22 protein-coding genes and 2 pseudogenes are annotated in these 21,088 nt (G+C 56.9%); 15 read left to right on the top strand and 9 right to left on the bottom strand.

Going from position 1 to position 21,088, the window contains the following annotated elements; genetic code table 11:
* Positions 1-202: 202 nt before the first annotated feature.
* The 4 genes from N8E89_RS09030 to N8E89_RS09015 all read left to right on the top strand — a co-directional run bounded on the left by N8E89_RS09030 (position 203) and on the right by N8E89_RS09015 (position 4,510).
* The gene (locus tag N8E89_RS09030) at positions 203-994 is read left to right on the top strand and encodes a response regulator transcription factor (RefSeq protein ID WP_262261774.1); all 792 of its coding nucleotides are present in this window, start codon (positions 203-205) and stop codon (positions 992-994) included.
* 49 nt (positions 995-1,043) lie between these two features.
* Positions 1,044-2,777: a GumC family protein gene (locus N8E89_RS09025; RefSeq protein ID WP_262261773.1), complete on the top strand. Its 1,734-nt coding sequence runs from the start codon at positions 1,044-1,046 to the stop codon at positions 2,775-2,777.
* Complete coding sequence (locus N8E89_RS09020; RefSeq protein ID WP_262261772.1) at positions 2,726-3,238, top strand: P-loop NTPase family protein; 513 nt, start codon at positions 2,726-2,728, stop codon at positions 3,236-3,238. Before N8E89_RS09025 ends, N8E89_RS09020 begins: the two co-directional genes overlap by 52 nt.
* 63 nt (positions 3,239-3,301) lie before the next feature.
* Positions 3,302-4,510, top strand: a complete 1,209-nt coding sequence (locus N8E89_RS09015) for a polysaccharide biosynthesis/export family protein (RefSeq protein ID WP_106667500.1) — start codon at positions 3,302-3,304, stop codon at positions 4,508-4,510.
* Positions 4,511-4,640: 130 nt separating this feature from the next.
* Here the strand turns inward: N8E89_RS09015 and N8E89_RS09010 are convergent, their stop codons facing one another.
* Together N8E89_RS09010 and gmd are read right to left on the bottom strand one after the other, a co-directional pair.
* The gene (locus N8E89_RS09010) at positions 4,641-5,642 is read right to left on the bottom strand and encodes a GDP-L-fucose synthase family protein (RefSeq protein ID WP_262261771.1); all 1,002 of its coding nucleotides are present in this window, start codon (positions 5,640-5,642) and stop codon (positions 4,641-4,643) included.
* Positions 5,626-6,698 (bottom strand): annotated as a pseudogene (gmd, locus tag N8E89_RS09005) (GDP-mannose 4,6-dehydratase). The gene N8E89_RS09010 and the pseudogene gmd overlap by 17 nt, the downstream one beginning before the upstream one ends.
* A 381-nt stretch (positions 6,699-7,079) precedes the next feature.
* On the opposite strand from gmd, the gene N8E89_RS09000 reads away from it, so the two are divergent.
* Genes N8E89_RS09000 through N8E89_RS08990 form a run of 3 tightly spaced genes read left to right on the top strand, consistent with a single transcriptional unit; the run spans position 7,080 to position 10,785 of the window.
* Positions 7,080-8,339 carry a glycosyltransferase family 4 protein gene (locus tag N8E89_RS09000; protein WP_262261769.1) on the top strand — a complete coding sequence of 420 codons (1,260 nt, stop codon included), beginning with the start codon at positions 7,080-7,082 and terminating at the stop codon, positions 8,337-8,339.
* Positions 8,336-9,574 carry a glycosyltransferase family 4 protein gene (locus tag N8E89_RS08995; RefSeq protein ID WP_113172412.1) on the top strand — a complete coding sequence of 413 codons (1,239 nt, stop codon included), beginning with the start codon at positions 8,336-8,338 and terminating at the stop codon, positions 9,572-9,574. Before N8E89_RS09000 ends, N8E89_RS08995 begins: the two co-directional genes overlap by 4 nt.
* Positions 9,571-10,785 (top strand): glycosyltransferase, encoded by a 1,215-nt coding sequence (locus N8E89_RS08990; protein WP_262261768.1) that lies wholly within the window; start codon positions 9,571-9,573, stop codon positions 10,783-10,785. The genes N8E89_RS08995 and N8E89_RS08990 overlap by 4 nt, the downstream gene beginning before the upstream one ends.
* Here the strand turns inward: N8E89_RS08990 and N8E89_RS08985 are convergent.
* The 4 genes and pseudogenes from N8E89_RS08985 to N8E89_RS08970 form a co-directional block, all read right to left on the bottom strand.
* On the bottom strand, positions 10,779-11,375 hold the full coding sequence (locus N8E89_RS08985) for an LbetaH domain-containing protein (RefSeq protein ID WP_262261766.1): 597 nt from the start codon (positions 11,373-11,375) through the stop codon (positions 10,779-10,781). The genes N8E89_RS08990 and N8E89_RS08985 overlap by 7 nt on opposite strands.
* Positions 11,376-11,462: 87 nt before the next feature.
* Positions 11,463-11,933, bottom strand: coding sequence for a YdcF family protein (locus N8E89_RS08980; RefSeq protein ID WP_410010350.1), 471 nt, complete (start codon positions 11,931-11,933; stop codon positions 11,463-11,465).
* Between the two features lie 201 nt (positions 11,934-12,134).
* Positions 12,135-12,970 (bottom strand): annotated as a pseudogene (locus tag N8E89_RS08975) (glycosyltransferase family 2 protein).
* A 185-nt stretch (positions 12,971-13,155) separates the two neighbouring features.
* On the bottom strand, positions 13,156-14,175 hold the full coding sequence (locus N8E89_RS08970; RefSeq protein ID WP_262261763.1) for an MraY family glycosyltransferase: 1,020 nt from the start codon (positions 14,173-14,175) through the stop codon (positions 13,156-13,158).
* Positions 14,176-14,626: 451 nt separating this feature from the next.
* On the opposite strand from N8E89_RS08970, the gene N8E89_RS08965 reads away from it, so the two are divergent.
* The 4 genes from N8E89_RS08965 (at position 14,627) to N8E89_RS08950 (ending at position 17,252) form a co-directional block, all read left to right on the top strand.
* The gene (locus N8E89_RS08965) at positions 14,627-15,070 is read left to right on the top strand and encodes a hypothetical protein (RefSeq protein ID WP_262261761.1); all 444 of its coding nucleotides are present in this window, start codon (positions 14,627-14,629) and stop codon (positions 15,068-15,070) included.
* Between the two features lie 28 nt (positions 15,071-15,098).
* Entirely contained in the window at positions 15,099-15,413 is a 315-nt protein-coding gene (locus N8E89_RS08960) for a response regulator transcription factor (protein WP_262261760.1), read from the top strand.
* A 123-nt stretch (positions 15,414-15,536) separates the two neighbouring features.
* A complete protein-coding gene (locus N8E89_RS08955; RefSeq protein WP_106662560.1) occupies positions 15,537-16,583 on the top strand; it encodes a fatty acid desaturase in 1,047 nt (348 codons plus the stop codon).
* 276 nt (positions 16,584-16,859) lie between these two features.
* Complete coding sequence (locus N8E89_RS08950) at positions 16,860-17,252, top strand: hypothetical protein (protein WP_106662559.1); 393 nt, start codon at positions 16,860-16,862, stop codon at positions 17,250-17,252.
* A 4-nt stretch (positions 17,253-17,256) separates the two neighbouring features.
* Here N8E89_RS08950 and N8E89_RS08945 read toward each other — a convergent pair whose 3' ends face one another.
* A complete protein-coding gene (locus N8E89_RS08945; protein ID WP_262261758.1) occupies positions 17,257-18,405 on the bottom strand; it encodes an MFS transporter in 1,149 nt (382 codons plus the stop codon).
* A 150-nt stretch (positions 18,406-18,555) separates the two neighbouring features.
* Here N8E89_RS08945 and N8E89_RS08940 point away from each other — a divergent pair, with 150 nt between their 5' ends.
* Genes N8E89_RS08940 through N8E89_RS08930 form a run of 3 tightly spaced genes read left to right on the top strand, consistent with a single transcriptional unit; the run spans position 18,556 to position 19,555 of the window.
* Positions 18,556-18,921, top strand: a complete 366-nt coding sequence (locus N8E89_RS08940) for an ArsR/SmtB family transcription factor (protein ID WP_106662557.1) — start codon at positions 18,556-18,558, stop codon at positions 18,919-18,921.
* Positions 18,921-19,322, top strand: a complete 402-nt coding sequence (locus tag N8E89_RS08935; protein ID WP_106662556.1) for a (R)-mandelonitrile lyase — start codon at positions 18,921-18,923, stop codon at positions 19,320-19,322. The genes N8E89_RS08940 and N8E89_RS08935 overlap by 1 nt, the downstream gene beginning before the upstream one ends.
* Positions 19,323-19,366: 44 nt before the next feature.
* Complete coding sequence (locus N8E89_RS08930; protein WP_113172421.1) at positions 19,367-19,555, top strand: hypothetical protein; 189 nt, start codon at positions 19,367-19,369, stop codon at positions 19,553-19,555.
* Positions 19,556-19,567: 12 nt separating this feature from the next.
* On the opposite strand, the gene N8E89_RS08925 is transcribed toward N8E89_RS08930, so the two are convergent.
* The gene (locus N8E89_RS08925) at positions 19,568-19,810 is read right to left on the bottom strand and encodes a hypothetical protein (RefSeq protein ID WP_262261756.1); all 243 of its coding nucleotides are present in this window, start codon (positions 19,808-19,810) and stop codon (positions 19,568-19,570) included.
* Between the two features lie 122 nt (positions 19,811-19,932).
* Here N8E89_RS08925 and N8E89_RS08920 point away from each other — a divergent pair, with 122 nt between their 5' ends.
* The gene (locus N8E89_RS08920; protein WP_262261755.1) at positions 19,933-20,817 is read left to right on the top strand and encodes a LysR substrate-binding domain-containing protein; all 885 of its coding nucleotides are present in this window, start codon (positions 19,933-19,935) and stop codon (positions 20,815-20,817) included.
* Between the two features lie 36 nt (positions 20,818-20,853).
* Here the strand turns inward: N8E89_RS08920 and N8E89_RS08915 are convergent, their stop codons facing one another.
* Positions 20,854-21,015, bottom strand: a complete 162-nt coding sequence (locus tag N8E89_RS08915; RefSeq protein ID WP_100000395.1) for a Thivi_2564 family membrane protein — start codon at positions 21,013-21,015, stop codon at positions 20,854-20,856.
* Positions 21,016-21,088 lie beyond the last annotated feature (73 nt).

Below are 21,088 nucleotides of genomic sequence, written 5' to 3'. Positions count from 1 at the left end.
CACGAATTAATCCAGTCTATGGTGTCGAGTTACTGCTGCCTACACCGGGCATTTTCCCCACATCGAAGGAATTATGAGAGGATTAAAGACACTAACAAATAAAGAGCGTAGATTAAAAACCGTGAAAAGAAGTGCGGCTGAACGTGGTTGGACGCGTTCAATATATCAATTCGCAACAAATGATAAAAATTGGGGAACTAAAATGGAGAATACTAATCCATCTCACTTGGGGAAAAGTGAAGCAACGTCTTATAATCGCGACATCGTTGTAAATAACAATCACCAACTTAACGAAAAATACAACAATGATCGCCAATTTCAAAAGTATCGTCCAGATGATTATCTAGCAATCGTAGACAAGCGGGCCTTGGAGCGCGAATGTCTGGCGCAAGCGCTGCTTAATCATCACATTGGCCTGAAGGTATTTACTTTCGGAAGCCTTGAGGAATGGCAGGCATCCAAGAAGGAACTGTCGAACTTGCGTGCTGTCCTGATCAACACCGGCAACAGGAGCCTGGACGACGCCGAGCTGACCGCAGAAATAAGCGAACTTGTCGCAACTTTCGAAACCGCAGCTGTTGTTGTTGTCGCTGATAATGACGACCTGACATTTGTCCTGAAGGCTTTGGAGCTCGGTGTCAGGGGATATATTCCGACAACGGTTGGCATCGAGATCTGCATGCAGGCAATCGAGTTGGCCATCGCCGGCGGAAAGTTTGTTCCAGCAAGCAGTGTGCTTGCGCTGCGCAAACTGGTCGGCGGTCGCAGCGATGAATTTCGTCACATTGCGACGTCGTTTACGGCACGCCAGTCAGCGGTAGCGGAAGGTCTGCGACGCGGCAAGGCGAACAAGATTATCGCCTACGAGCTCAATCTTTGCGAGAGCACGGTAAAAGTCCACATCCGCAACATTATGAAAAAACTGGGTGCGACCAACCGGACCGAAGTTGCCTACAAAATTAGCGACATGATTCCGCACGGATCCAGATTCTGACCAGACAACGGTCAGCTAACTGAAATCTGATTATGCAAGGGGTCAAATCATGATCGTTTCTGAAGTCGTGCCCGCACAGGGTGGAATGGTATTTCCGCGACTGGTGTCGCTACTCTGGCGAAGAAAACTCGTCGTTCTGTCAACCGTCACCATCGGGGTTGGCCTGTCGGTGATCGGCTATATGTTCTCTCCGGCGCAATATAGTTCTGAGGCCATCCTTGCGCTCAACGTGCGCAAGCTTCAAGCGCTGCCGACGGAATCGGTGGTTTCGCCGCTACCGCAGGAAAGCCCGGTCCTGCGGACGGAACTCGACATAATTACCTCGCGCATGATGGCCGAGAAAGTGCTGTTGCGGCTGGATCGCGAAGGGTTTGACGCAAATGGCAACATGGTCTCAGCACCAACCGAACGGACCAAAGCTGGGACAGCAGCCCCGGCAAGCGGCAACGCCGCCAGCTTGGAAGACAACAATCGCGCACGTATTGACAAGTTGCTTTCGAACGTGAACGTCGCCAACGACGGCCGGTCCTACACGATCTACATCAGTTACCAGGCAGATAACCCGAAATACTCTGCCGCCGCCGCCAATGCCTTTGGCGAAGCATATCTGGACTACCAGATCGACGTCCAGACCTCGGCTACCAGGCGCGTGAGCGACTGGCTCGGCGGCAAACTCGTCAGTCTGCGTACGACCCTCGAACAATCGGAACGGGCAGCCGCCGATTTTCGCGAAAAGTCGGGCCTTGTAAAGGCTAACGGTATGACACTTCAGTCGCAGCAGATTGCTGCCCTGAATGCCGAACTTGCAAATCTTCGCGCAAAGCTCGCCGGAACCGAAGCTCGCCTTTCCACGGCGATAGAGGCGGCTGAGAGCAAGTCGGGCGTTTCATTGACCGAAGTCCTGAGTTCGCCCGCGATCCTGCAGTTACGGACGGAACAATCCCGTATCGAACGCTCAATTCTGGAAATACAGCAGAGCGGAGCCACTCAGAGCGCACAGCTTCCACAATTGAGGTCTCAGCTCAATTCATTGAAAATTCAGGTCGATGAGGAAGTGCAGCAGATCATCGATAGTTTAAGGAACGAGATCAACGTAACCCATCGGCAACAAGTTGCTGTCGAAGCTAATCTGAAAGAAATTCAAGATAGCATGTCAACGGCGAACCAGGCGCTCGTTCACGCCGACCAGCTGGATCGCGAGGCGGCAGCCAACCGCGCAATCTACGAAAGCTATCTCACCAGATACAAGCAGACGATCGAACAGGACGGTATCGCATCGGCGGATGCGCGTATGATATCGCGTGCCGTGCCGGCAATGTCGAAGTCCAGCCCGCGCCTGAAAACCTGGCTGATGCTGGGCATAATCGCCGGCACTGCCCTCGGCGTCATTGCAGCACTCCTTCTCGAATTTTTCGACCGGTCGATCCGTTCGCCTGAAGCGCTCGAAGCGTTGACCAGACTGCCCATTATCGGAAGGATCCCGATGCTCTCAAACCGTGAGCGAAAGGATGCGGCCCATATGATCAGCGACAACCAGTCCAGCTTCGGACGAGCTGTCGCCGACCTTCAGGCCCACTTGCTGCTATCGGCATCACCGAAAATCTCAAGGGCGATTGCGATAACGTCGGCCGGAGATCAAGAAGGCAAGACGCTGATCGTTGCAGGTCTCGCGCGATCCTTGTCTGCTACGGAATCCGGACTGTCGTCGTTGACGCCAATTTCCAGAACCCCATGGTCGCAAAGGAGTTTGGCGATCAGTTCGGCCCATATCTCGAGGAAGTGATCCGCGGCAGGCAGACATTGGAAGCGGCCGTACAGCACGATATTGCGTCGTCCATCGATTTCGTGGCAACGCAAAGCAGTGAGGTTCCAGCCGAATATCTTCTGGGCCACGAACAATTCTCGAAAATGATCGCCCAGCTCAAACGCCAGTACGATATCGTGCTTATCGACACTCCTGCTGTGAGCAGTGGCGCCGACGCAATCCGTGTATCAGCATTGGTGGATACGACAGTCGTTGTCGTTCGGCGCGATACAGCCCGCGCCGATCAGGTTGTCGCCGCCATCACCAGGCTACGGGCCGACGGCCGCAAAATCGGCGGCATCGTCCTCAATGGCGATCGCCGGCGCGGCAAAGTGGCCAAAAACGATACACCTTTCCTGCCGATGCAGCTTGCACCACAAAAAATGGTCAAGAAGATCGCCGGGCACGTCAAATCACGCTCATTCACGGCAAAGGCATGAGGTCGACAATGTTGATCAAACATAAAAACAAGCGCCCCGGAACGGGCTTCAGAGATCAACAGAATGGTGACGACCTGGACTTTCTCGTCACTGCTCCTGTTATCGTCAACTATCTCGCCGGCATGGGCAGAAGAACCCTACAAGATCGGATCCGGCGACGTCCTGCAAATCACGGTTTATGGCGACGCGGGGCTGTCGGGCACGTTCCCTGTGAGTGTGGGCGGAACAATCGGATATCCCATTCTCGGCAATATTCAGGTTGCTGACCACAGCATATCGGAAATCAGCAGCACGATCAGCCAGGCGCTGCTTCAACATATTCCGGGTCTGTCGGTTTCGGTTGCGGTCAAGGAGTATGCACCTGTTTTCGTCATCGGCGACGTTCAGAAACCGGGTAAATATGAATACCGTCCGGGCATGATCGCGCTAGAGCTCTTTGCCCTGAGTGGCGGCCTGAAGCAGGCTACCGACAAGCTCGATGTCGCCGGCACTCAGCTGGTGGCCGCGCGTCAGGACTACTCCGATACGTCACTCCAGTTGTTCGCGCAGGATGTAAAGCGGGCGCGGCTGGAAGCCGAGCTGAACAACAAAACCTTCGAATATGTATTGGCCAAGGATACCGGAACCGATGATCTTCCTGCCCGTCAGGGTGTGATCGAGTCCGAGCGCAAACTGTTTGAACTGCGGCTTGCTGCGCTGGCCAGCCAGGAGAAAGCACTCAAGGCGCAGAGGCAGAACTATTCGGAAGAAATCCAGACGCTCGAGGAAAGCACAAAGCTGCGCAACGAAGAAATTTCGCTCCTGGAGCAGAACGTGGGCGCTTCGGAAAAGCTCGTCGCGCAGGGTCTCACCGCTCAATCGACATTGCGTGATACACAACGTCAGCTCTCGGCAATGCGGCGCGATGCACTGGAATTCGGATCATTTCTTGCTCGTGCCAAGCAGAACGAAAACGCGATCGAGCAGAGCTTGCAGGCCCTGTACGATCAGCGATCGAATGATGCAGCCAAGGAATTGCGAGACATCGAACTCGACATTATGCGGCTGCGCAAGCGATTGACGTTCATCGTTCAAACCATGGCCGAGATCGGCGCTAGTGCACAGCGGGCAAATACCCGCGAAGAGACGGTCAAACTGGTGTTCACAGTCGTTCGCGACGTCAATGGGGAATACCACGAGACGGAACTTTCCGAACACGATCAGATCAAGGCCGGCGATATCCTCCGCGCACAATTGACGCTGCCGAAAGAGGTTACCGCAAAAGTAAACTGATTGCGTGAAATCAGCTCTCCCGCCGGGCGTCGACAGGCCCGGCGGGCTTTGCTTTTCCAGAGCGGAGAACATTCAAATCCAGGCCAACAAAAAACCGCCGGCGCAGTGAGCGCCGGCGGTTTTTACGGTGTCAGCCGGCGGCCGAAACCGCCAGCGATCCGTCGTTTGGCAAGGTGCTTGATTGCTGCCAGCGCATGTACAGATCGCTTATTCCCGCTTCGAGCCCAATGCTCGGCTTCCAGCCCATTGCCTGCAGGCGCATGGGATCGACCAGCTTGCGCGGTGTACCATCCGGTTTGGATGTGTCGAACACAATGGATCCTTGATAGCCGACTATTCTGGCAATGAGGATCGCCGCATCGTGAATAGAGATCTCCTTGCCCGAACCGATATTGACGATTTCCGGACCGGAGTGCCTTTTCATCACGAACACACAGGCGTCCGCGAGGTCATCGACATGCAAAAACTCGCGTTTTGGTGTTCCGGTACCCCAGACCACAACGCTGGGACTTCTTGCGACCTTCGCTTCATGCATTTTCCTGATCAGGGCGGGAAGGACATGCGCGTTCTGCAGGTCGAAATTGTCATTGGGACCGTAAAGATTGGTCGGCATCGCTGTGATGAACCGCCTTCCATATTGACGTGCATAAGCTTCGGCGAGCTTGAGCCCGGCAATCTTTGCGACGGCGTAAGCTTCATTTGTTGGTTCCAGCGCTCCTGTCAGCAGCGAGTCTTCGCGAATCGGCTGCTCGGCATATTTCGGATAGACGCAGCTCGAACCCAGCCACAACAATTTCTGCACACCAAGCCTGTTCGCCGTGTGCATGATGTTCATGGCAATCATGGCATTGTCGTAAAGGAAGTCAGCCGGGTAAGTTGAATTGGCGACGATACCCCCGACCTTGGCCGCAGCGATGAATATGGCGTCCGGCCGGGCGTTCGCCATCCACTCCTCGGTTTCCTGCTGGCGCGTGAGGTCGAGTTCGTCATGGGAAACTTCAAGCAGTTGACAGTCCTCGCGCCGAAGGCGGCGCGTCAATGCTGAACCCACCATGCCTGAGTGACCGGCAATCCAAATCCGCTTTCCGCGCAGATCGAAGTGGTGATCGTCCCTTTCAGCCATAGAAATCATTTCGGCCCTCCTCGCGCATGATTGTTCGAAGATCGGCTTCCACCATTTCGGCAACCAGGGCATCGAAGGAGACGGTGTGCTGCCAGCCGAGCCTTTGGCGGGCTTTCGCCGGATCGCCGAGCAGGAGTTCGACTTCGGTCGGCCTGAAGTACCGCGGATCGATTTCGATGAGCTCCTTGCCGGATTTGCGGTCGTAGCCGATCTCATCGACACCCGTGCCGGTCCATTCGATCTCTTTTCCCACGGCTCCGAACGCCTTCTCGACGAATTCACGCACCGTATGGGTTTCGCCGGTGGCAAGCACGTAGTCGTCCGGCGCATCCTGCTGCAGGATCCGCCACATGCCGTCGACATAGTCGCGGGCATGACCCCAGTCACGCTTTGCTTCGAGATTGCCGAGCCGCAACCTGTCCTGCAGCCCGCGTTCAATGGCCGCGACCGCCCGCGTAATCTTGCGCGTCACAAAGGTTTCCCCGCGCAATGGGCTTTCATGATTGAAGAGGATTCCGTTGGACGCGTGGAAACCGTAGGCCTCGCGATAGTTGACCGTGATCCAGTAGGCGTAGAGTTTTGCCGCAGCATAGGGACTGCGCGGATAGAACGCCGTCTTTTCGTTTTGCGGCGCTTCGATGCTCTTGCCGAAAAGCTCGGATGTCGAGGCCTGATAGAACCGGCAGGTCTTTTTCAATCTTCATGATCCGCATGGCCTCGAGCAGGCGCAGCGTTGCCAAGCGCATCGGAATTGGCCGTATATTCGGGGGTCTCGAAACTCACCTGCACATGGCTCTGCGCCCCAAGATTGTAAATTTCATCCGGCTGGATTTCCTGGACCACCCGGCAAAGGTTGGTTGCGTCCGTCAGATCGCCGAAGTGCAGGCGAAACCGAATGTCTTCATCATGCGGGTCCTGGTAAAGATGGTCGATACGCGCCGTGTTGAAGGATGACGACCGGCGTTTCAGCCCGTGAACGATATATCCCTTGTTGAGCAGGAACTCACTCAGATACGCGCCATCCTGCCCCGTAACACCAATAATCAATGCGGTTTTCGCAGCCATTCGCCGTTCCCTGGTCAATGCTCTCGAGAGCTTGTTGTTGTCTTGGCCCCCGGACCGGCTTCCCCCGTTTGAAAACAGCCGCCGAAGACAGTGATGAATATCGGATTCACTATAGATGGCGCCGATGCGGATACACTTCGGCAATAGGGATAGGACCGGTATCCAAGGCGATGGAAAGCCGGGTATGCCGGTCAGTTCCAACCCGCTAAAAGGGGCGGATATCGCCGCCGCCTTCTCCGGAAGTGGTAGGTCCACACCACACCACACCAACAATCGTAGTGCCTTTGTTGAACTTGTTCTTGCAGCTCGCGAACTGCAACAATCGGGGTCCAGAATCTCGTTTTTGGGCTGGTGGTGCAGCCATGGCTTGGGACATTCAACATGAAGATCGTCTTTGCAAACCGCTACTTTTTCCCCGATCAGTCGGCGACCAGCCGTATGGTCTCCGGGTTGGCATTCGCGCTCAAACGACGCGGTTTCGAAGTCACCGCAATTGCGAGCCGTACGTTGCATGACAATGCCAATGTGACACTTCCCGATGAGGAATCGGTGGGGGGCCTTTGTGTCACACGGTTGTGGGCGACGCGTTTTGGCCGAAGCAATATTCTTGGCAGGGCGATCGATTATCTAACCTTTCACATATCGGCCTTTCTCTGGTGCCTGTGGAACTTGAAAAGGGGCGATATTTGCGTGGTCTGCACCGACCCGCCTCTGTTGTCTGTCACCACCGCCCTGCCTATCCGCTGGCGCGGCGCAAAAATGGTCAACTGGGTGATGGACCTGTTCCCGGAAGTCGCCATGGAACTTGGCATGCTTTCCAGCAAAAGCCTGCCTGGCACGCTCAGCAGAATAATGCGCAACTGGTCGATGCGGAAATCAGCAATGATCGTCTGTCCGACAGCAACGATGGCGTCCTACCTTACCGGACACGGGCTGGAGGATGACCGGGTATTCGTCATGCATCACTGGTCCGATGGCGACGAAATATATCCGGTGTCCCCCGCCTCCAACAGTTTGAGAACGCGCTGGGGCCTGCAGGACAAGTTTGTCGTCGGCTATTCCGGCAATTTCGGCCGCGCACACGACTTTTCGACACTGCTCGAAGCAGCAGTCCTCCTCAGTCACAATGAGGATATTCAGTTCCTTTTGATCGGCGGCGGACAGCAGCGTGCCCATGTTGAGGAGGTGGTGCGGAATCGCGAGCTCAAGAACGTCATTTTCAAACCACTCCAGCCGTCAGAAAACATTGCGGAGAGCCTAAGCACAGCCGATGCGCATATCGTCTCGCTGATACCCAGGCTCGAGCACTGCATCGTCCCAAGCAAGTTCTATGGTGTCCTGGCTGCGGGCCGCCCAACCCTCTTTGTCGGTGATAGCAACGGCGAAGTTGCACGTGTTGTAGCCTCCGCGGATTGCGGGGCAGCGGTAAAGATCGGCGAAGGCCAACGGCTCGCGAATTGCATCGTTCAGATGAAGGACTCTCCCGATCGCTGCGCGCAGATGGGATTGAATGCCCGGCAGGTTCTCGACACGGTGTTTTCGCGCGAGAATGCCGTGGGTGCGTGGTCGGATGTCATGCACAAGTTCAGGCAGCAATCCGCTGCGACTTCAGAATCCTCAGTTTATGGACCCGCAGAATGAATGGTACCGTTGTCGTCAGTCAATTGGGCGCGCGCATGCACTATGCGGTGCCACGCATCTTCGCATCCGAAGGTCAACTCGCGCATTTCTACACCGATATCTGCGCAACGGACGGTTGGCCGCGCCTCGTCAACAGCCTCCCGCGCGCGCTGTTTCCCTCCTCGGTCAAGCGCCTGACAGGCCGTGTCCCGAAAGGTGTTCCGCCGGAATTGACTTCGACGTTCCCGAGCTTTGGTATCCGGTCAGCAATCCGCAGATTGCAGGAGAAGGATGTCGTCGAACACATGGCCAATGCAGTGTGGGCCGGGTCGCAATTCTCCCGCCTTGTCGCGTCGCGCGGATTTCATGACGCGGCCGGTCTCTATGCTTTCGGTGGTGAGGCACTGGAACAAATGCAGGCCGCCAAGCGGCAAGGCATGTGGACCGTTGTCGAGCAGATGATTGCGCCAAGAGAGGATGTTGAAGAGCTTGTCAAAGGCGAGCACGAGCGGTTTCCAGAGTGGGGCGGTGTCTATAGCGACAATCCGAATGCCATGGCCTTCGCAGAACGGGAAAAGGCTGAATGGGAGCTCGCCGACATTATCGTGTGCCCATCCGAGTTTGTGCGCCGAAATGTCGTCAAACGCGGTGGAAGGGCCGAGCGATGCGTGGTCGTACCCTATGGCTTTGATCCGCATTATCCGCCCCAGGAAATCATCCGTATCGGCGGACCGTTGCGGATCCTGACGGTCGGACAAGTCGGTTTGCGAAAAGGCTCGCCCTATGTTGCCGAAGCAGCCCGTCTGCTTGGTGAAACCGCCTCGTTCCGGATGGCGGGGCCAAGCCACCTGGCACCAGAGGTGAAGGCGCATCTCTCAAAATCCGTCGAACTGCGCGGGATTGTCCCGCGCTCGGAGATGGCAAAAGAGTATGAGTGGGCCGATGTATTCCTTCTGCCCTCGATCTGCGAAGGATCGGCTACCGCGATCTACGAGGCGCTTGCGGCGGGACTTCCAGTGATCTGCACCGAAAACGCCGGCAGCGTTGTGCGCGACGGAATTGAGGGATTCATCGTTCCCGTTTGCGACAGCGAGGCGATCGCCAAGGCAATCAAAAATCTCGCTGAACATCCGGGAATGAGGGCCGCCATGTCGGAGAGTGCCGTCGAACGTGCCTCGGAATTCACCGTCAAGCGTTATGGCGAACGGCTGCTCGATGCTCTTTCTCCCCTTCCCGCTCAACGGCGCCGCGCATGAAAATTGTGCATGTCATCTCCTCCATCGATCCGGCCAAGGGCGGCCCGCAGGCTACCTGCGTGCGTTTGGCGGCGGCTCAATCGGCACTGGGTCACGACGTTCACATCGTCAGCTATGGCGGCCGTGAAATCCAAAAGCGCGCCTTTCAATCGGCCAGGGACGTTCCCCATTTTTCCCGGATCGTCTGGCACCTTCTTCCCGATCCGAACCGGATTGAGCGGGTGCTTGGCCTTGCCGCTGCAAGGAAGTCGCGCACCGTGCTGGAAGGCGCTTCGTTCATGCACATTCACGGTGTGTGGGAGCCCATTCTCAAGAATGCCGCTGCTGTCGCGAGGCGGAACCAAATCCCGTATTGTATCCAGCCGCACGGCATGCTCGACGTCTGGAGCATGCAACAGAAGCGTCTGAAGAAGCATGCGGCACTGGCACTCGGATATCGCAAGATGCTGAACAGGGCCAAGTTCCTTCTTGCACTCAACTCGGACGAGGCGCAATTGCTGGAACCTCTCCATCTTTCCGCGCCAAATCTGATTATACCGAATGGCATATTCCTTGAAGAATTTGCTGAATTGCCTGCAAAAGGCTTTTTTGCGGAACGCCTGCCGCGTCTTGACGGAAAGCGCGTCGTGCTCTTCCTCTCGCGGCTTCATACCAAGAAGGGGCTGGATATTCTTGCCCAGGCGTTCGTCTTGCTTGCCGGGTCTTATCCGGATGTCGATCTCGTCGTGGCAGGTCCGGATGGTGGAGCCAGAGACGCTTTTGTGACGCTGGTCGATCAACTGGGCATAGAGGATCGCGTCCACCTGACCGGTCCACTCTATGGCAACGGCAAGCTGCGGGCTTTGGTGGATGCGAGCTGCTTCTGTCTCCCAAGCCGCCAGGAGGGGTTCAGCGTTGCGATCACCGAAGCGATGGCCTGTGGCTTGCCGGTTGTCGTCAGTGATGCCTGTCACTTTCCCGAGGTCAAATCGGCGCATGCTGGTGCTGTGGTATCTCTTGATCCGGCGGAGGTCGCTTCCGCACTTGCTGGCATCCTGGACAATCCCGCCATGGCTTCAATCATGGGACGAAATGGACAGAGGCTGGTTCGCGAAAATTACACATGGCCGCGGATCGCCGAGCAGACGATCCAGGGCTATCAGTCGGGCGATAACCGCGATGCAAAGATGGCGGAAAATTCGGCAGTGCTCATGCCCGCTGCCGATCACTGAGCAGCGGCGGCTGATCGCTTGCGGGTCCGGACTGGTTTCGCTGGATTTCCCACGTAGATTGTCCATGGTTCGAGCTTGCCAGCCGCTACACCGCGCGCACCGAGTACGGCGCCTTCCCCCACGACGACTCCCGGGCCTACGAAAGCTTCTGCAGCAATCCAGGCGTTGGAATGGATGGTGATAGGCCGGCTTTTCAGCGGAAACCCCTCATCATCGACGTCATGCGTTCCGGTGCACAAATGTGCCCGCTGGGAGACGATGGCGAAATCCTCGATCGTGATTTCCGCCACATTGTAGCAAATCACGCCGGGACCCATCGACGCGTGCTTCCCCATGGTGAGATTGCCGGGCCACCAGATCCTTGCACTGCTCCGGACGATTGCCGTTGAATGGATTCGCGCGCCAAATCGGCGGAGCAGCCAGCCTCTCCATGGGCTCAAGGGAGACGGCGTCCAGGCTGCAAACAACGTCCAGCAGATGGTCCACAGCAACCGCATGATCCGGAATCGAAGCGCAAAAGTCGCGCCGCCGAAGCGAGGCAGTGGCTGCGCAGCGATGTCGAAAGTCGGATCGTTATAGCGTGATCGCATGTCGATATCTCCCGATCTGAACGAACCATTCGTCATGCGTCCGGCCAGCAAACTCTACACCCGTGTGCCGGATCCTGGCCGAGACCGTCATGCGCGTACTTCCCTTGAAGGAAACTGCGGGGGAACAAACATTGAATCGATCCCGAGGTGCCGGCGCAGGGCGTACCACACCGTCTTCGGGTACTCTTTGAGAAGCTGAATTCCATCGATTCTGAGCGCCATTCTCCAAAGCGCCTTATTGGGTTCTACCGGCACCGATATCCAGCGTATATCGGCGGAAGTCGCGGCAAAGCTCGCGAGTGCGCGGCGCGAATGGTACCAACTCGTCACGAGGATGGCGGTGCGTACGTTCATGTGTTTCAGCAGTGGTGCTGAGAACAGAGCGTTTTCCCATGTCGTACCCGACTGACATTCCACGGTGATGACATTCGCATCGACGCCTCGATCGACCATCGCCCTGCGGATCCAATAGCAATCGCCATCGCCACTGATCAGCACACGTGGCGCGGCACCTTGCAACCAGAGTTCGGCACCCCCACTCCGCCCTGGCTGGCCCATCGCCCCCGAGGACGACGATCACGTCCGCCTTGCTGACCCGATCGCGGACGGTGAGAAGCAGGTTGGCCAGAAACGGCGCAAGGATTGCGGAAGCGATCATCAAGGCGCTCACGAGCGACAATCCCGCGGTGATCGATTTGGCTGACAGCGTAGGTATACGACGCTTCCGCAAAGCCGCCACAGGAAAGTTTCGGGCTTTGCTCATATCGAAAGGCCGAGTTCTCGCCGTTGCAATTCTCTCATCTTGATGACGATCATGTACTCGTAAGACGCGATGAGCCGGCAATAGTGATAGCCTTGCCAACCGTCCAGGAAACCACCGCGCAAGAAATACATATAGGCGAGATCGTGCTGCAGGACGGAAAGGCAGCCGGTATGAGAATTCCTTCAGTGCTCGCCGCCTGGCCTCGGGTGTCGCACTGAAAAACCCGGTCCAGGGAATCCGCTTGCTGCGCAGGATCTGCAGGGATTCGCGCGCTTCAAAGCCGGAGTAGCGGTTGTGTTTGTCGAACCAGGCCGTCATCCCCTTGTTGAAGCTGTAGTGGACGAAATGCGACTGCAACCGTCCCGTCGGTCCATCGCCAACGGGCCGCGAATGGCACTCGCGCTCATAGTGAATGCGTTCGGGCCGGCACAGGCGAGTGATCCAGGTCGGATAAAGACTGCTGTGCTTGATCCAGCGGCCCATGAACATGTTCTTGTAACGGGCGCTGAACATCGCTTCCGGCCGGTCTGGATCGGCAGCGATCGCCAGCATTTCGTCGCGCAGATCTTCCGGCGTGATCTCGTCGGCGTCGGGCATGTAGACCCACTCATGCTTGAATTCAATCTCCTTCAGCCCGTACATGCGCTGCCTGGTTTCGGTTTCATATTTGTGCTGATAAACCCGTGCACCGGCTTCCTTGGCAATCTCGACGGTCCGATCGGTACTGAACAGAATCCAGAACCACGATATCGTCGCACCAGGTGAGCGATGCCAGGCACGCCGGCAGGCTGTCTTCTTCATTCAGGGTCATGATCAATACGGATATTGGCAAAGTCTCACTCCACAGTCTTGGAATCTCAAACAGCGTCCGAAAGGATACCGGGCCGCGATTTGGCGGGCGGCGGCGCAGACGCATGGTTTACGTTAAGGTCAGGTCGAACTGCCATGGGTGGCATTGAAGTCAGCTGGGACACGGTGGCTGTGCGGGCGGCGCGCTGAAGCGAGATGGCGCCCGGTTTACTTGCAATGAAGACAAAGGCGCAATGACCGGTGAGGGGCAGCAGCAACGCCACTGTCATGAGAAGGTTCGACAAACCTGTGACAATGCCCGCACATCCAATGCCGCCACAGACCGCAGATGCCGCAACGATGATGATTGTCGTCTTTGCTGGTGATATTGACCGGTCGAGGAGGAGATGATGCAGGTGCCAGCGGTCCGCGGCCAAAGGACTGCGACCAGCATGCATCCGGCGAACGATCAGGCTGAGCGTATCCAGTACCGGGACAATGACAATCCACAACAGGACTGGAAAGGCGATCTCGGCGCAGAATCGAGAGCGCGATCACCAGAAAAGCGATGGTGGCGCCGAGTGCCGTACTGCCGGCGTCGCCGAGAAATATCTTGGCGCGAGCGACCCATGGGCTGCGCATATTAAAGGCAAGGAAGCCGCAAACTGCCGCCAGAAGCACGAGCATCGGCAATACAAGTTCGCCCGCACCCTTCAGTGCGGCGATCACAGCAAGCCAGAAAAGGGCAACCGCCGCCGCCCCGCCTGCCAATCCGTCCACGCCATCTATCATATTCCAGGAATTGATCAGGCCGACAATGAACAGGACGGCCACGAGCGTAAGAAGCGGGAACGATACATTGAGAAGGCCGGGCGGAAGCGCGATACCGGTGACGATGGCGGTTCCTGCAAGCGGATTGACCAGGATGAGCGCGACAACGAATTGGGCTGCCAGCCGCTTGACGGCCGAGAGTTCGTTGCGGTCATCCAGTACCCCGACAAGCAATGTGATAAGCAGGCCCGCCCAAAAGTTCAGGGGAAGCGCGCTGTCTCGGTCCCGAAGGAGCATCACCATTGTAAACGTGGCAAAGATCGCGATTCCGCCGCACAAAGGAACCACGCCATCGTGCCGTTTGCGCAAATCGGGATAATCCACGAGAGCAAACGCAGGCGATACCTTCTTCAGTATGACGATCAGCACCGCACTTACCGACAATGCTGCCAGACAATTGGTGATCCATACAAACAAGACACACCCCCATAGTTGATTAAGCGCTCCCCATGCAAAGTGTGTTCACCTGTCACGGTCATACCGGGCGCATTTTATGGCAGAGTACCGGCGTCGCGGATTCAGCGCCATTTAGGAGAAGTGAGAAGCGGTTCCACCTGATGGATGAACCTTGCTGTGCTGGTGTGTCCCTTTGGATTAATGGATTTGCCGTAATCCGGGCAGAACCCCGGATCCCGGCGCCCTTTCACACGGTATTCCGGTATGCGGAAACACCGTTTTGCCCGTTTCAAGCGGTGCACAACCCATAAGAAACAGACACTGCGCTGGCGCGTCACGGTCGCGTCACGTTGCGTTCACTACCCTCGCTGATTGCATGAATTACAAGGGTTTAGGTGATTCCAAATAATAATGTTTCGATGAAACCGTACACAAAAGGGGACTACTTCATTCGTTGGCGTAGGGTACGATTATGAGTGTGACAGTTGCGCGTATGAAAACCGACCAAATCCAGCATGGCACCCAGCCTGATGACGGCGCCAATTTCAAAGGCGGCATTTTTATATATGCCGAGCCAGGAGTTGTGTTTCAGGGATTGGTTCAGTCACTTGAACGAACCTTCCCCGATATTCAGGTCAATCTGTCCAGCAAGCTTGCTGAGCCCGAGGAATTTGATGCCGGCGTCGGTTTGGTCTTGATCCATGCGGATTTTGTACCTGACATTGCCGATTGCATAGTGCGATGCAAGATGCGCTTTCCGGCCGCTTCGGTCACGCTGATGATGGATGAGCACAGTTCGGCTCTCCAGCAATTCAACTCTCTCTTTGACAACAAGCAAATTCAAGGGCTTCTCCCTTTCAGCCTGAAACTTCGATGTTTGGCTTGCAGTTGTTTGGCTATTGCTGAATGGCGGTGATTATTATCCGTCCAGCATCATTCGTCTGATGGAAAAGACGTCTAACAAATTATCCGGCACGGCAAATTCGCTCTACAATCAACCGAAGGGTAATCCGGCAAGTGCATGGCCGGTGAAAACATTGACGCTGCGGGAACATGAGATATTACAGCTTCTGTCAGAGGGTCTGCAGAACAAGATCATCGCTGACCGGCTGGCACTTTCGGTCCATACGGTAAAGGTGCACGTCCACAATCTTATCCGCAAGCTTCGGGCGCACAATCGCACCCAGGCAACGGCAATCTACCGGAACAGCATGGATAATCATGGTTTGAAGCCGTTTGATGCGACAATCGTGCACTAGGGCAAATTTTGTCCATATAAACAAAACTTGATCAAGGGTCAGGGTCTGAATCCTTGATCCTTTTACAAATGTTTCTTGGCGGACCATCTTGCGCGCGCATTGGCGCCAAGTCTATGATAGCCGATGAAAACAACTTCCGCTAAAATCCTACCTGCAATTGGCCCGGGCGAACGCTCATGGCCCAAGATTCTTTCCAACTATCGCAAACCGCACCGGGGACGCAGCGCATTCGAGCTTGCAGTCACCATCGTTCCATTCGCCATTTTCTGGGCCCTCACTTGGGCAGCAGTGCATTACGGCTTCTGGTGGGGCCTCGTCCTCATCGTTCCGGCTGCCGGCTTCCTGTTGCGCCTGTTCATGATCCAGCACGATTGCGGTCATGGTTCCTTCTTTGCGCATCGCCACACCGACGATTGGACCGGGCGGGTGATTGGTGTTCTCACGCTGACGCCTTATGATTACTGGCGCCGGACGCACGCCCTGCACCACGCCTCCGCAGGTAATCTCGACGGGCGCGGCGATGGCGACATAACCACCCTCACGGTGGCCGAATACCGCGCCTTGTCGCGCTGGGGACGGCTGGGCTACCGGCTCTATCGCCATCCGGCTGTCATGTTCGGCATCGGACCGGTCTGGCTTTTCATCTTCAAGCAACGCCTCCCATTCGGCATGATGCGTTCGGGCGTTGAACCCTGGGTTTCCACGATGGCAACCAATCTTGGGATTGCGCTCATGGCGATCGTCCTGATGTGGCTTATTGGTGTCGGCCCGTTCCTCCTCATCCACCTGCCGATTGTCACCTTGGCGGGGGCCGCCGGTATCTGGCTGTTCTACGTACAGCATCAGTTCGAAGAGACCCATTGGTCGAAGGGCGCGGAATGGGAGTTCCAGGAGGCCGCGCTGCACGGCTCATCCCATTATGTTTTGCCAGGGGTGCTGCGATGGATGACCGGCAATATCGGCATTCATCACGTACATCACCTGTCAAGCAGGGTTCCCTGCTACCGGCTTCCGGAGGTGATCAAGGACTATCCGGAACTCGGCGACATAGGGCGCATAACAATCATGGAAAGCCTGGCTTGCGTGAAACTCGTCCTTTGGGATGAAAATCACCGCAGGCTGATCTCGTTTCGCGAAGCTCGGACGCTCGCGGCCGTTCCCGTCACATAATGGCACGTCGCATCCGGCAGGGAACAATATCCCAGCCGGATCGTTGACTGGACGGCGAGTGTGATGACCGTGTCAACCGGACACGATGGCAAGGTGAACAGGGGCGTTTTTCCGGTTTCCAATCCTGGCCAACGAAACGGCAGTCGAGCGCCTGTCCCATCCGGTCCACACACGCCGGCCATTGCATGGATCCAGGGTCCTGACACTAAATCGAACCGGACAGGGTCTCGAGCTTATCGGATACAATACCTCCATTGCATCGACGGGAACGGTGTCATGAAAACCACAGCAAGAACCATATCCGTTGGCACACTCGCACTTTTCGCTCTAAGCGAGACCGCGGCCGCACAGGAACTATCCGGCAGCGAAATCAAGAGGCGGATCACAGGCGAGCGTGTCTATCTCTCAACTCCGTTCGGCGGCGAACTTCCGCTGACCTACAAGGCCAGCGGCCAGGTTATCGCCGACGTTTCCGGTATTTCGGCCGCGGGCATGTTTGCGCCCAGAGAGGCCGGGCGGTGGTGGGTCGAGGGCAACAGACTCTGTCAGAAGTGGCCGACCTGGCGAAAGGGCCGGCAGTATTGCTTTACCATCAAGCGAACCGGCGAGAACAGGATTTCCTGGTTCCGTAATGACGGCAAGACCGGCACCGCCCGCATCGGCGGATAATTCGTCACGCAATCGACAACTCCTCCTTGCGAACGCCGGTGTTTGCCAGCCGGATCACCACCAGCCCCATGAGCGGGAACAATCCGCCGATCCAGCCGAGATACTCAAGGCCGATATGGGCGATGACCTGCCCGCCGATCATCGAGCCGAACGCCACACCGAGGTAGAGCGCTGAGTAATTCAGCGAAAGAGCAAGCGGCGCGCTTTCCGGGGCGATGGCCAGAACGCGGCTTGCCTGCGCCGGCGGGAACATCCAGGCGATGACGCCCCAGATTACCATGATCGCAATGAGGCTCGGGCCGGCGATATTGTCCGGCAAATTCATGATCCAGCTGACCGACATCAGCACGACAGCATTGAGAACCGAGGCTATGACAACGGTTCGCGTCGCGCCAAAGCGATCGGAGAACTGTCCGCCAAGGAAATTGCCAATCGCCGCACCAATACCGAAAGCCAGCAGGACCACAGGCATCAGCGAGCGGCTGAGACCCGTTCCTTCCACGGCGACCGCGGCAATGTAGGTATACACCGCAAACGGACCGGTCATGTAAAGCAGCATCGTCAGCAGCGCCGGCAACAGGCCAGGATGGCGCACGACGCCAAGTCGCTGTGCGATTGTCAGCCGGTCTGCGTAGAGGCCGCGTGGCAGCATGAACCAGACAACCAGTGCTGCAAGCGCTCCGATGAGCGCGATGAAATAATAGGTGCCGCGCCATCCCGCGAAGGCGCTGATGAAAGCGCCAAGCGGTGCACCGAAGGCCACGGCAAGTGTGGTTCCGCCAACAATGGCTGCAATCGCCCGGGCGCGGTGATGCGGCTCGGAAATGGCGACCGCCGTCGCCTGAGCCGTCGCCGCGTAGAGACCGGCCATCACAGCGATCAGCAGACGTGCCGCCAAGAGCAAAATGTAAGTGGGCGAGACGGCGGCAAGAAGCGCACCGGCGACGAAGACCAGGGTGCTGCCGGTCAGCACAGTGCGCCGGTCGAGCGATCCAGTCAGTGCAGCAGCCACCGGAGCGCCTATTGCATAGGCAAAGGCGTAGGTGACGACGAGATAACCAGCCTGCACCAGCGTGACACCGGTGTCACCGGCGATCTGCGGCAGGAGGCTGGCAACCACGAATCCCCTCGATGCCGATGGCGAACGTGCCAAGCGCCAATCCGACGAGACGAATATCCATGAGATTAGACCTTAATGTTCAATGATCGTTGAACTAAGATACTTTCCCCGCAGAAAGTCAAGCACAAAGTTCAATAAATGTTGAACATTGAAATCTCTCCTGCCAATTGCTATTAAACGCCCATGACAAATTATCTTCCGCATCCGGACACCGAGGATATTGCGCTTCCAAACGTGCTTGCCGCGCTTGGCGACGAAACGCGCCTTACGATGATCGCCATTCTTGCCCGCAACAGCGAAAAGGCGATGAGCTGCGGCCAGTTTCTTCAACTCGGATCAAAGACCGCCCTCAGCTACCATGTGGCAAAGCTGCGTGAAGCGGGCGTCATTCAAGTTCGCCCCGAGGGCACGAAACGCATGCTGACGCTGCGCCGCGACGATCTGGAGAAACGCTTTCCGGGATTTCTCGATTCGGTGGTAGCATCGGTCGACGCAACGCCAGACCCGCAGCAATGGACCGGCGTGCCAGAAACCACAGGAGGTGCGTAATGGATATAAAGGCAGTTGGCTCGGTTCCCTCGCGCCGCGCCCCGTCGGACTGGTTCACCGGCACCGTCTGGCAGGATCCGATCATTGAGGCGCCAGCACCTGCCCGCCTGCAGGCGGTAGCGGTCAGGTTCGAGCCCGGCGCGCGGACGGCTTGGCATACGCATCCTCTCGGCCAGACGCTGCACGTCATTTCCGGTTTCGGGCTCGTCCAGGCTTGGGGAGAGGCTTTGCGGGAAATCAAGGCCGGCGACACGATATGGATCCCGCCGGGTGAAAAGCACTGGCACGGCGCCGGACCGGCCACGACGATGGTTCATATCGCCATGCAGGAAATGCTCGACGGTAAATCTGCCGAATGGATGGAGAAGGTCTCCGATGCGCAATATTCCGGCGGCACATAATCTGCTACCATAGCGGCAGTGCATGAGACGTGAAAGGAACCATCATGGCGTTCGAAGACATCAAGGCGCGGATAGCCCTCCTGCTCGAAGCGATGGTCCAGCGGCCAACGGACGCCCATGAGATTCATGAGAACTTGCGTGAACAGCTGAACGAGCTCAAGGCCATGGGCATGCCGCTGCCCGATGACCTTGTCGAGCTCGAAAAGCAACTCGAAACCGACTTCGACTCCTGAGGCATAGCACCGTCACAGGGAGCGTGCCGGGTAGTCGTTGAGCACTGTGTTCAGATCGTTTGGCTCTTGCCGGTCCCCCCGCATAGGGCGGCCATCGTGCAGGCCAATATCGCGCAGCATGTGATCCGAGAAATCCCCGGTATCGATGTAGGATGGTTTATCTTGCGTTCCGTTTGGCTTCACCGGATTGGCAATCCGGCTCCACCAGGAGCCGTGGGTTGCAACGTGGCTGAGTGGTGTCGATACGGTATTCATAATCTCAACTCCAATTGTTGGCGACGCATTGCGTCTTGGTGTTGAGTACTAGATGCACCTTGCCGCGCTTGTTTTCCAACAAAACGCCGAGTACCATGCATAAGGACACCTTATGCGGAGCCATGCATGAACCTTCCCCCCTTGCCGCAATACGCGCCTTCGAAGCAGCGGCGCGTCATGGCAGTTTCACCAAGGCAGCCGAAGAGCTCGGTATGACGCAGGCGGCCGTCAGCTATCAGATCAAGCTTCTGGAGGAGCGCATCGGTGCAGCGCTGTTCCTGCGCCGTCCGCGGCAGGTGATCCTGACCGAGGTCGGAGCGCGCCTGTCGCCGGTAATGAGTGAGGCCTTCGATATGATGCGTGCGGCAATTGCTGCCACCCGCGAGAGTGCCGATGGCGTCTTGACGATCACAACAATCCCGACTTTCGCCGCCAATTGGCTGGTTCCGCGCCTTGGCTCGTTCCAGCTGGCACAGCCTGCGCTGGCCGTCCGGCTGCAAGCCACCCGCGAAGTCGTTGATTTTTCACGCGAGGACGCCGATGTCGGCATACGCTCGGGCAGCGGGCATTGGCCGGGTATCGTTGCGCACAGGATCTTCGATGCCGACTTCACGCCGATGCTCAGCCCTGCGCTGGCTGCCACCATCGGCGGCGTCAAGGAACCCGAGGACCTGCTCAAATTGCCGATTGTCGATCCGGGCGATCCCTGGTGGAAACTCTGGTTCGGTGCCGCGGGAATTTCCGAACCCGATTTGCGCGGCGATCCCCGCAGCCGCTTTGGCGACCAGCATCTTGAGGGGAAAGCTGTCATTGCCGGACAGGGTGTGGGAATTCTGACCCCCGCATTCTATGAAACGGAGCTGGCACAAGGCCAGCTTATCCAGCCGTTCAGTATTGTTGGCACCGCCGACCATTTCTACTGGCTTGTGTACCCGGAAGCGCGGCGCAATGTGCCGAAAATTCGTGCCTTCCGCGACTGGCTGCTGGGTCAACTGGAAAATCGGTAGAAAGGGCGGAAACCGAAAGCCCCGCCCGCTTTGATGCTAAAACACGGCGAGATACCGCAGCAGCGAAATAATGCCGATGACGATCACGATTACCTGGGCGATCTGCTTGGCGCGACCGTCAAGTGGAAGCATCTGAATGAGGTAGAGTACGAGAAAGATCACCAGAACGGTGATCAGAAGACTGATCAAAATCGACATTGCAAACTTCCTGTTTTCGGGATCCATTCGAGAGTAGCTTTCTACAACTCGCAGTTGGTTCATTTGGTTCCCC

Source organism: Phyllobacterium sp. A18/5-2, assembly GCF_025452215.1.
Classification (GTDB): Bacteria; Pseudomonadota; Alphaproteobacteria; order Rhizobiales; family Rhizobiaceae; genus Phyllobacterium; species Phyllobacterium sophorae.
This window is presented reverse-complemented; position numbering and strand designations above follow the sequence as displayed.

Bases quoted from the DNA above. Each gene is read 5' to 3' on its own strand.
- N8E89_RS09030 (WP_262261774.1), top strand. From the start codon at position 203: ATGGAGAATACTAATCCATCTCACTTGGGGAAAAGTGAAGCAACGTCT.
- N8E89_RS09025 (WP_262261773.1), top strand. From the start codon at position 1,044: ATGATCGTTTCTGAAGTCGTGCCCGCACAGGGTGGAATGGTATTTCCG.
- N8E89_RS09020 (WP_262261772.1), top strand. From the start codon at position 2,726: ATGGTCGCAAAGGAGTTTGGCGATCAGTTCGGCCCATATCTCGAGGAA.
- N8E89_RS09015 (WP_106667500.1), top strand. From the start codon at position 3,302: ATGGTGACGACCTGGACTTTCTCGTCACTGCTCCTGTTATCGTCAACT.
- N8E89_RS09010 (WP_262261771.1), bottom strand. From the start codon at position 5,642: ATGATTTCTATGGCTGAAAGGGACGATCACCACTTCGATCTGCGCGGA.
- N8E89_RS09000 (WP_262261769.1), top strand. From the start codon at position 7,080: ATGAAGATCGTCTTTGCAAACCGCTACTTTTTCCCCGATCAGTCGGCG.
- N8E89_RS08995 (WP_113172412.1), top strand. From the start codon at position 8,336: ATGAATGGTACCGTTGTCGTCAGTCAATTGGGCGCGCGCATGCACTAT.
- N8E89_RS08990 (WP_262261768.1), top strand. From the start codon at position 9,571: ATGAAAATTGTGCATGTCATCTCCTCCATCGATCCGGCCAAGGGCGGC.
- N8E89_RS08985 (WP_262261766.1), bottom strand. From the start codon at position 11,375: ATGCGATCACGCTATAACGATCCGACTTTCGACATCGCTGCGCAGCCA.
- N8E89_RS08980 (WP_410010350.1), bottom strand. From the start codon at position 11,933: ATGGGCCAGCCAGGGCGGAGTGGGGGTGCCGAACTCTGGTTGCAAGGT.
- N8E89_RS08965 (WP_262261761.1), top strand. From the start codon at position 14,627: ATGAGTGTGACAGTTGCGCGTATGAAAACCGACCAAATCCAGCATGGC.
- N8E89_RS08960 (WP_262261760.1), top strand. From the start codon at position 15,099: ATGGAAAAGACGTCTAACAAATTATCCGGCACGGCAAATTCGCTCTAC.
- N8E89_RS08955 (WP_106662560.1), top strand. From the start codon at position 15,537: ATGAAAACAACTTCCGCTAAAATCCTACCTGCAATTGGCCCGGGCGAA.
- N8E89_RS08950 (WP_106662559.1), top strand. From the start codon at position 16,860: ATGAAAACCACAGCAAGAACCATATCCGTTGGCACACTCGCACTTTTC.
- N8E89_RS08940 (WP_106662557.1), top strand. From the start codon at position 18,556: ATGACAAATTATCTTCCGCATCCGGACACCGAGGATATTGCGCTTCCA.
- N8E89_RS08935 (WP_106662556.1), top strand. From the start codon at position 18,921: ATGGATATAAAGGCAGTTGGCTCGGTTCCCTCGCGCCGCGCCCCGTCG.
- N8E89_RS08930 (WP_113172421.1), top strand. From the start codon at position 19,367: ATGGCGTTCGAAGACATCAAGGCGCGGATAGCCCTCCTGCTCGAAGCG.
- N8E89_RS08925 (WP_262261756.1), bottom strand. From the start codon at position 19,810: ATGAATACCGTATCGACACCACTCAGCCACGTTGCAACCCACGGCTCC.
- N8E89_RS08920 (WP_262261755.1), top strand. From the start codon at position 19,933: ATGCATGAACCTTCCCCCCTTGCCGCAATACGCGCCTTCGAAGCAGCG.
- N8E89_RS08915 (WP_100000395.1), bottom strand. From the start codon at position 21,015: ATGTCGATTTTGATCAGTCTTCTGATCACCGTTCTGGTGATCTTTCTC.